Raw genomic sequence first — 8,805 nt, 5'->3', positions numbered from 1 at the left:
CAGGACGGGGTAGCCCGTCGCGGCGGCTGGGCCAGACTTGCGCGGCTGAGCGTGCTCGGCGGCTGGGCCAAACTTGCGCGCTAATGCAGGTTCACGCGTTAATGCGGCGCATTTACGCGCAAAGTTGCATTAAAGCGTGAATCTGCCTTGGCACGGCGACACTGCGCATCCACGCCGCAGCCGCCGCGCCTTTACAGAACGACGCGGCCCTGCGGTGTGGTGAAGGTGACAGACATGATGCCCGGCTCGCCGTGCGGAGCCACCCAGTCGATGCCGATTTCCGGGATGGGCTTGTGGGCGTCGGTGCCCAGCCAGTCGCGCACGCGGTCGCGGCTTCCGGCAATCTGCAGCGATTCAATGGCAACAGCGTCGTCGCCGGTGAGTTCGCCGCTGCCGTCCAGCGTGCGCTGCGGGCGGGCTGACGGGTGCAGTTCAGCGGGGGAGACCCAGTGGATGAAGTACGGCAGCTGGCCGTCAGCGATGACGCCCTTCACGCCGATCTGCTTCCAGTGGATTTCCTCTGAGCCTTCCGGGGTGCGGTTGCCGTCGACGGCTTTGCGCTCCAGGCGATCTTCGACCTTGGCCAGGTTGTTGACGCTGACGCACCACGCCATCCAGCCGCCGCCCTTGTCAGACCGCGCCCTTGTGGCCTGCCCGAACGGGGTTGCCAGCGCTGCCGGGTGCTCGAGGGCTTCAACGACCTCGAGGTAGTGCCCGTTTGCCAGCGGGAAGATCAGGTTCTGCGTTCCGAACCGCGGGTGGATTCCGCCGTCGTAGTAGGTGATGCCGAGTTGTTCTGCCAGACGGTCAGCCGTGGCGTGCAGACCGTCCTGCTGAGCGGCGAACGAAACATGGTCCAGATTCATACTCTGAGCGTGGCACAGATCTCATTTTCACGTGACTTAGGTATGCCTAACTTTCTTGCCTTGCTCGCTGCTGGGCCGCTTCTTATCTGACGAGGCGCCGCTTGCCACCTGCCGTCATCTTCGGGTTCCGCTGGGGCCCGGAGGCACGAAAAAGCGGGTGGGAGCGGCTTCCGCTCCCACCCGCTTTCAGCAGTCAGGTTTTAACAGCGGTCAGGCTTCGGCCTTGAAGCGGTCAATCGATTCCTGAACGATCTTTTCGGCGACTTCGCGGCCAGCCCATTCGGAGCCCTTGACGAACTTGTTCGGTTCGAGGTCCTTGTAGTGGACGAAGAAGTGCTCGATGGCGTCCAGCTGGAACTTGTCGACATCCTTGACGTCCTGGATGGCGTCGAAGCGCGGGTCGTCAGCGAGGACTGCGAGGACCTTGTCGTCGCCGCCGGCTTCGTCTTCCATGCGGAAAACGCCGATGGGGCGGGCATCCAGCTGGCAGCCGGGGAACACGGATTCGTGCAGCAGGACCAGAACGTCGAGCGGGTCGCCGTCTTCGCCGAGCGTGTCCTCAAAGAAGCCGTAGTCAGTGGGGTAGGCCATCGAGGTGAACAGGTAGCGGTCGAGCTTGACCCGTCCGGTTTCGTGGTCGACTTCGTACTTGTTGCGCGAACCCTGCGGGATTTCGATGGTGGCGAGAAGTTCCAAGAGATTTTCTCCTTACAGCTGGATGATCCTTAAGGATTCCATGATTGACAGGCGTCACAATTAGCATAGTGAAGGCCAGAAAGAGGTGAGTAATCGGTGAGCAGATCACGTGCCCGCAAGAACAAGCGCCGCAGTGGGCGCGGGCGTGCAAAGGCGATCGGCGGCACTGCCGCGATTGTCGTGGCCGCTTTGACCGGATACGCCGCTCTCGATGCCCTCGACGCAGTTCCCGGCGTTCTCACCGTTGTGCCGACCTCCGGCGGGAGCCCAGCTCCCGCACTTTCCGGAACTCCACCTCGGGCGCTTGATATCGCGGAACTCGACTCCAATGCGCCCGTGCCGAAGAAGATCGCCCCGGTCGTTGAAGACGCGTTCAAGAAAAGCGGCTTCAAGGGCAAAGCCGGCATCGACATTCGCGATGCCGCAACCGGCGAAGTCCTCTACACGAAAGACGCCGGTGCGGACCGCACCCCGGCATCCGTGACGAAGGTGCTGACCTCAGCGGCGGCTCTCGGGGCTCTGGGGGCTGACCACACGTTCACCACATCGGCCCGCCTGGATTCCACAGAGGGAAGCAGCGCTGCACTGGCTCTTGTGGGCGGCGGCGACGTCATGCTCGGCAAGGGTGAATCCAAACCGGGCGCCGTCAACGGCCGTGCAGGTCTGGGCACACTCGCTGAGGACACCGCGCACGAACTCAAAAAGCGCGGCGTGGACACGGTCGAGGTCTACGCGGACGTGTCCCGCTACACCGGCCCGCGGTTCAGCAAAGACTGGGACCGCGACGACATCGAATACGGCTTCATCACGAACATGGACCCGCTCATGGTTTCCATGGGGTCGAAAACCGGCGAATACAAAGCGCCGCGCACACCCGAACCCGCCCGGGATGCTCTTCGCGACTTTGCCGACGCTCTGACCGACCAGGGTCTCAAGGTCGACATCCGCAACCCTGATGTGCAGACCGAACCGCCACCCGAACAGGCTGCGCCGCTGCACGCGGACGGCACCGGCGATGACGGCAAAGACAAGAACGACGACGGCGCCGGCACGCAGCAAGGTCCGGCCATCATCGCCGAAGTTCAGTCAGCCCCGGTGTCCAGCGTTGTGCGGCACGCTCTGCAGCACTCAGACAACATCGTGTCGGAAGCCCTCGGCCGTGAAGTCGCGCTGGCTCGCGGCGCGGAAGGATCCGTGAGCTCAGCGGCGGCGGAAGTCCTGCAGCAGCTTAAAGACATGAACGTCGACACAGGCAGCATCCACCTGCATGACACATCGGGCCTGTCGTACAAGAACCGAATTTCGCCGCACGACCTGACCAGCATCGTCGTGGCCGCCGCACAGTCCGATGACAGCCTGTCGCAGCTCATTCCCAGCATGCCGGTGGGTGGTCTCAACGGCACGCTCATCTACCGCTACGCAGAAGGCGGGGCAGCTGGGAAGGTGTCAGCCAAAACAGGCACGCTGGCAACTGTGGCGAGCCTGTCAGGAACCGTTCTCACGGCTGACGGCCGCCTGCTGGCGTTTTCGATGATGACGGAAGGCGGCGTCGGCAGTGCCCGCCAGGCCATTGACGAGGCCGTAACCGGACTGTCCAAGTGCGGGTGCCGGTGACAGTGCGCTTCCACGTCCCGTCCGCGCTCGCCGCTGCCCGCGAATCCACTCCCGCAGGTCCGAAGGTGACGGCTGCGGAAGGTGAGGCCCTCGTGCTGGAAATGCGCGAAGCGGCTGAAACCTCGTTCGACCTGCTTCTGGACGCCATGCGTCTAAGCCGCGAGGTCGAAGATGCCGCCCGGCAGCGCGCGGCATCCGACAGGGTGCTCGTGGTCGACCGGATGGGCTGGGTGAAGGCCAATGCGCTCATGCTCACGGAACTGCTGGAGCACCTGGACTCACCAGAATCCGGTACGGCTGCGGATGACAGCACCCGCTCCCGAGGTGGAATCGGCACTGCTCTCAACACGGCTCGGCAGAAGCTCAGGCTTGCGCGCTCCGGAGCCGAAGCGCGGACGAACGGCGTGCAGCTGGGTGCTGTCCTGGGAATTCTTTCGCTCCGAGTGTTGGGACAGTACGAGCCCATGCGCAGACCGGGAGCACTCATCCTGAACGCACCGACGATCCTCGCGATGGAACAGCGCATGGAGTTCGAACCGCGCGATTTCCGCCTGTGGGTTGCCTTCCACGAAACCACTCACCGCGTGCAGCTGGCGCTGGCACCGTGGATTCGCGACGAGGTGATCGACCGGATCGGCCGTCTGCTGGACACGGATGAATCACTGGGGGATCTTCTGGGCCAGCTGCCAGAAGCGCTGCGCGGCGAAGTGTCACTGGCGACCGCGGCACTCAGCCCTGAGGGGCAGCGCGCAATGGAAGACGTCACCGCAATCATGACGCTGCTGGAAGGCCATGCCGACGTCATGATGGACCGCGCCGGCAAACGAGTCATTCCCAGTGTTCGCCGCATTCGCCGCGTGTTCAATGCCAACCGCCGCTCGGACTCGGGTCTGCGCGCGGCGGCCATGCGGCTCATGGGATCGGATGACAAGCTCGCCCAGTACGAAGACGGGGCGCGTTTTGTGCGCACCGTCATCCGCAAGGCGGGAATGGACGGCTTCAACCGCGTGTGGTCATCACCGGATGCCCTGCCGAGCGCAGCCGAGCTGCAAGACCCTGAAATGTGGGTGTCCAGGGTTGTGTCAGACCCTCCGGGCACACTGTAGAACCTATGGAAAGCAATGCGGACAGCAGCGGCCAGCGCGGCGACGGCCAGCGCGGCCGCGGTCAGAACGGCGGCGAGCGCAAGGCTGGCGGCGGCCTCGCGCCGCAGCATCGCCGTCCTCGCCTGGATCCCGATTCAGCGGTCATCCGCCGTGCTGTTGCCGACTGCCTGCCGGATGAACCCGGCCGGTTCATCGTCGCGGTCTCCGGAGGGCCGGACTCGGTGGCGCTCGCGGCAGCGTGCGCACACTTGGATGCGACGACCGAGCACTCATTCACCGCTGTCATCGTTGATCACGGCCTACAGTCAGGGTCGGCACACATCGCGGTGCGCACAGCCGGAATGGTCATGGGGCTCGGGCTGCCCGCGGTTGTGCGCACAGTGAAGGTCGAACGCACAGCCAGCGGCCTGGAAGCCAATGCCCGCTCTGCCCGCTACGGGGCACTTGAGGAGGCGCGCATCGCAGTCGGTGCGCAAGCCGTTCTCACCGGCCACACCCGCGACGACCAAGCAGAAACTGTTCTGCTGGGCTTGCTGCGCGGTTCGGGCAGTCGCGCACTTGCCGGTATGCGCCTGCGAACGGGAACCGTGTGGCGGCCCCTGTTGGGCATTGAGCGCCGACAGACGGTGGCCTCGGCCTACGCACAGCGTATCCCCGTGTGGCACGACCCCATGAACCGCGACCCCGACTACACGCGCGTGCGCCTCAGACAACAAGTGCTGCCAGCGCTGACTGACCATCTGGGAGAGGGCGTGAAGGGCAACCTGGCCCGCACGGCAGAGCTTGCCGCCTTCGATGCCGACTACCTTGACCGGCGGGCGGCCCGTATGGCCAAAAGCCTGATAGAAGCCGATCATCTGAGCGCACAGACGGCACAGCTGCCGCCAGCACTGGGCACTCGCGTCATCCAGAAGTGGCTTCATCAGCAGCTGCGCACACCGGATCAGCTCAGTGCAGAACACATCCTAGGCGCGTGGCGAGCTCTGAACGGCGGCCCACAGCCCCTGTCCATGCCGAGCGGCATGAGTCTTGAGCGGACCGACCGTGATGACCTCCGCCTCGTGCCCGGTGACAGCCAGAAGCACAGAAGTGACAAAGGTTTCCCACACCAGACGGAGGGCCAGCGGGTATGCTGATGGGCGTCTCGGCTGGCGCGAGCAGAAAGGACACCGAGTGGACCAGAACGACCTCGGATCGGACATCGAGAAGATCCTCGTAACGGAAGAGCAGATCAACACCCGCCTGCGGGAAATGGCTGCTGAAATCGACCGCGACTACGAAGGCAAGGATCTGCTGATCGTCGGTGTCCTCAAGGGCGCTGTCATGGTCATGGCCGACCTTGCACGCGCACTGCACTCGCACGTCACGATGGACTGGATGGCAGTGTCCTCCTACGGTTCCGGCACCAAATCCTCCGGTGTCGTGCGCATCCTCAAAGACCTCGACACCGACCTGACGGGCCGCCACGTGCTCATCGTCGAAGACATCATCGACTCCGGCCTGACCCTGTCGTGGCTGCTGTCGAACCTCAAGTCCCGCGGTGCTGCCAGCGTTGAGATCTGCACCATGCTGCGCAAGCCCGAAGCCATCAAGGTCGACATCGACGTCCGCTACACCGGCTTCGACGTGCCGAACGAATTCGTGATCGGCTACGGCCTCGACTACGCGGAGAAGTACCGCAACCTGCCGTTCGTCGCCACCCTGGCGCCGCACGTCTACAGCTGAACCGAACCACCCGCCCACCGCGACCGGAACCGCACAGAGAAGAGCCAATGGCAGATAAGAAAGTGAACACGCCCGCTGTCAAGAAGTGGGCCCGCGGCCCATTCGTCTGGGTTGTTCTTGCCCTCATCATCGTGTCGATCGGAGCTTCGCTCCTGGCCGGGGGCGGTTTCAAGCGCATTGACACCAACCAGGGTCTGCAGCTTCTCGAAGACAAGAAAGTCGAACAGGTCAAGGTCGTCGACGGCGATCAGCGCGTCGACATGGTGCTGAAGGACGACTTCAAGGTAGGCGACCGCGAGTACGGCAAGCGGGTGCAGTTCTTCTACGTTGAGCCCCGCGGTGAACAGGTGGTCAAGGCTGTTGACTCGGCTGATGTTTCCAAGGGCTTCACGGACGAGGTGCCCAAGCGGTCGTTCCTGACGTCTCTTCTTCTGAACCTGGTTCCGTTCCTGCTGATCGGACTCGTGTTCTGGTTCCTGCTGACGCGCATGTCTGCCGGCGCGGGCGGAATCATGAACTTCGGCAAGTCCAAGGCGAAGATGATCCAGAAGGAAGAACCTGACGTCACCTTCGCCGATGTCGCAGGTGTCGACGAAGCCCTCGAGGAACTCGAAGAGATCAAGGAGTTCCTGTCCGAGCCGAAGAAGTTCACCGATGTGGGGGCGAAGATCCCCAAGGGTGTTCTGCTGTACGGTTCACCCGGTACCGGTAAGACCCTGCTTGCTCGTGCCGTAGCCGGCGAGGCGGGGGTTCCGTTCTTCTCGATGTCCGGTTCGGACTTCGTCGAAATGTACGTCGGTGTTGGCGCCAGCCGTGTGCGCGACCTTTTCGAACAGGCGAAGGACAATTCGCCGTGCATCATCTTCATTGACGAAATCGACGCGGTCGGCCGTCAGCGCGGCGCCGGCATGGGCGGCGGAAACGACGAACGCGAACAGACGCTCAACCAGCTGCTGGTCGAAATGGACGGCTTCGACCCCACGAAGAACATCATCCTCATGGCGGCCACCAACCGGCCCGACGTGCTTGACCCCGCGCTGCTGCGCCCGGGCCGCTTCGACCGTCAGATCGCGGTAGAAGTACCCGACATGAAGGGCCGTGCGCACATCCTCAAGGTCCACTCAAAGGGCAAGCCCCTGGCTGATGAAGTCGACCTGAACGCCGTTGCCAAGCGCACGCCCGGTTTCTCCGGTGCTGACCTTGCAAACGTCATGAACGAAGCCGCACTTCTCACAGCGCGTTCGAACCAGACCGTCATCGACAACACGATCATGGACGAAGCCATTGACCGTGTGATCGCCGGTCCGCAGAAGCGCACCCGCCTGATGAACGATAAAGAGCGCATGGTCACCGCCTACCACGAAGGCGGACACGCGCTGGTCGCTGCGGCGATGAACCACACCGACCCGGTCACGAAGATCACCATCCTGCCGCGCGGCAAGGCTCTCGGCTACACCATGGTCATGCCGACAGAAGACAAGTACTCGGTCACCCGCAACGAACTGCTGGACCAGCTGGCTTACGCGATCGGCGGTCGTGCCGCCGAGGAAATCGTGTTCCACGATCCTTCGACCGGTGCGTCGAACGACATCGAAAAGGCCACCGGCACGGCCCGCAAAATGGTCACCCAGTACGGCATGAGCGAAAAGATCGGCATGGTCAAGCTCGGCGACGAAGGCGGCGACCCGTTCGCCGGCCGCGGAGGCACGGGTGAGGTCGGCACAGCAGAGGCCACCAAGCTCATCATCGACGAAGAAGTGCGCACACTCATCGACACGGCCCACGCCGACGCCTACTGGGCTCTCAACACCAACCGCGCGATCCTCGACCAGCTGGCCTACGAACTGCTGGAACGCGAAACCCTCGACGAAGCTGACCTCAAGCGCATCTTCGCCGACGTGCAGAAAGCACCGAAGCGCGAAGTGTGGCTGACCAGCGAAGACCGCCCGGTCTCTGACATTCCGCCCATCACACCGCCGGAGCGCCGCGAAAACGCCGGCGACTGGCGCGATGCCGTTGCTCGCCGCGCTGAAGAGCGCCGCCAGCAGGAGGAAAACTCGCAGGGCTCTGCTGAACAGTCAGGCCAGAACACTCAGCAGGATCCCTACGGCCAGCAGAACCAGTACGGCCAGCCGGGTTACCCGGGCCAGCAGAACCCCGGCTACCAGTACCCTGGCTACCCGGAGCACCCTGACCAGCAGCCTCCGCACGGTTCAGAGGACGACCGCTGATGGCGGATCTGCCCAAGATCGAAGCTGCCGTCCGCAGCATCCTCGAAGCCATCGGCGAAGACCCCGACCGCGACGGTCTGAAAGACACGCCCAAGCGGGTCGCAAAGTCCTATGCCGACCTGTGCCGGGGCCTGGGCCAGACAGCAGACGACCTCCTCGAAGTCAGCTTCGACATCGGGTACGACGAAATGGTGCTCGTCAAAGACATCGAAATGTTCTCGATGTGCGAACACCACCTGCTGCCGTTCCACGGCAAGGCCCACGTGGGATACATCCCCGGCCCGGAGGGCCGCGTGACGGGACTGTCGAAGCTCGCCCGCCTGGTCGAGGTCTATGCCCGACGCCCGCAGGTGCAGGAAAGGCTCACCACTCAGATCGCGGACGCCCTGGTGGACAACCTCAACGCCCGCGGCGTGATCGTCGTAGTCGAAGCTGAGCACCTGTGCATGTCGATGCGCGGAGTGCAGAAGCCCGGCGCGAAAACCCTGACCTCGGCGGTGCGCGGACAGCTGCGCGATCCCGCAAGCCGCGCAGAGGCCATCAGTCTGATCCAGGGCGGGTGAAGCA

At 63.7% G+C, this 8,805-nt stretch carries 8 protein-coding genes; 6 read left to right on the top strand and 2 right to left on the bottom strand.

Features of this window, described 5'->3' with window-relative positions; translation table 11 throughout:
• Positions 1–191: 191 nt before the first annotated feature.
• Both HMPREF3172_RS09020 and HMPREF3172_RS09015 read right to left on the bottom strand, forming a co-directional pair.
• Positions 192–866 carry a VOC family protein gene (locus tag HMPREF3172_RS09020; RefSeq protein WP_070516948.1) on the bottom strand — a complete coding sequence of 225 codons (675 nt, stop codon included), beginning with the start codon at positions 864–866 and terminating at the stop codon, positions 192–194.
• A 210-nt stretch (positions 867–1,076) separates the two neighbouring features.
• A complete protein-coding gene (locus HMPREF3172_RS09015; RefSeq protein ID WP_019174538.1) occupies positions 1,077–1,562 on the bottom strand; it encodes an inorganic diphosphatase in 486 nt (161 codons plus the stop codon).
• A 96-nt stretch (positions 1,563–1,658) separates the two neighbouring features.
• Between HMPREF3172_RS09015 and dacB the strand changes: the two genes are divergently transcribed.
• From dacB to folE, 6 genes are read left to right on the top strand one after another with little or no spacing between them, the layout of a single operon-like run.
• The gene (gene dacB / locus HMPREF3172_RS09010; protein ID WP_070516946.1) at positions 1,659–3,176 is read left to right on the top strand and encodes a D-alanyl-D-alanine carboxypeptidase/D-alanyl-D-alanine endopeptidase; all 1,518 of its coding nucleotides are present in this window, start codon (positions 1,659–1,661) and stop codon (positions 3,174–3,176) included.
• Positions 3,173–4,282 carry a zinc-dependent metalloprotease gene (locus HMPREF3172_RS09005; protein ID WP_176746147.1) on the top strand — a complete coding sequence of 370 codons (1,110 nt, stop codon included), beginning with the start codon at positions 3,173–3,175 and terminating at the stop codon, positions 4,280–4,282. Before dacB ends, HMPREF3172_RS09005 begins: the two co-directional genes overlap by 4 nt.
• A gap of 5 nt (positions 4,283–4,287) precedes the next feature.
• Entirely contained in the window at positions 4,288–5,418 is a 1,131-nt protein-coding gene (gene tilS, locus HMPREF3172_RS09000; protein ID WP_070516943.1) for a tRNA lysidine(34) synthetase TilS, read from the top strand.
• 37 nt (positions 5,419–5,455) lie between these two features.
• Positions 5,456–6,007 carry a hypoxanthine phosphoribosyltransferase gene (gene hpt / locus HMPREF3172_RS08995; protein ID WP_019174542.1) on the top strand — a complete coding sequence of 184 codons (552 nt, stop codon included), beginning with the start codon at positions 5,456–5,458 and terminating at the stop codon, positions 6,005–6,007.
• 47 nt (positions 6,008–6,054) lie between these two features.
• Positions 6,055–8,238, top strand: a complete 2,184-nt coding sequence (gene ftsH / locus HMPREF3172_RS08990; protein WP_070516941.1) for an ATP-dependent zinc metalloprotease FtsH — start codon at positions 6,055–6,057, stop codon at positions 8,236–8,238.
• Positions 8,238–8,801, top strand: coding sequence for a GTP cyclohydrolase I FolE (gene folE / locus HMPREF3172_RS08985; protein WP_019174544.1), 564 nt, complete (start codon positions 8,238–8,240; stop codon positions 8,799–8,801). Before ftsH ends, folE begins: the two co-directional genes overlap by 1 nt.
• Positions 8,802–8,805 lie beyond the last annotated feature (4 nt).

This window comes from Brevibacterium sp. HMSC08F02 (assembly GCF_001807555.1).
GTDB classification, from domain to species: domain Bacteria; phylum Actinomycetota; class Actinomycetes; order Actinomycetales; family Brevibacteriaceae; genus Brevibacterium; species Brevibacterium ravenspurgense.
The sequence above is the reverse complement of the archived record's forward strand: the minus strand, read 5'-3'. Positions and strand labels throughout refer to the sequence as shown.

Excerpts from the sequence above, each read along its gene's own strand:
- HMPREF3172_RS09020 (WP_070516948.1), bottom strand. The coding sequence starts at position 866 with ATGAATCTGGACCATGTTTCGTTCGCCGCTCAGCAGGACGGTCTGCAC.
- tilS (WP_070516943.1), top strand. The coding sequence starts at position 4,288 with ATGGAAAGCAATGCGGACAGCAGCGGCCAGCGCGGCGACGGCCAGCGC.
- folE (WP_019174544.1), top strand. The coding sequence starts at position 8,238 with ATGGCGGATCTGCCCAAGATCGAAGCTGCCGTCCGCAGCATCCTCGAA.
- ftsH (WP_070516941.1), top strand. The coding sequence starts at position 6,055 with ATGGCAGATAAGAAAGTGAACACGCCCGCTGTCAAGAAGTGGGCCCGC.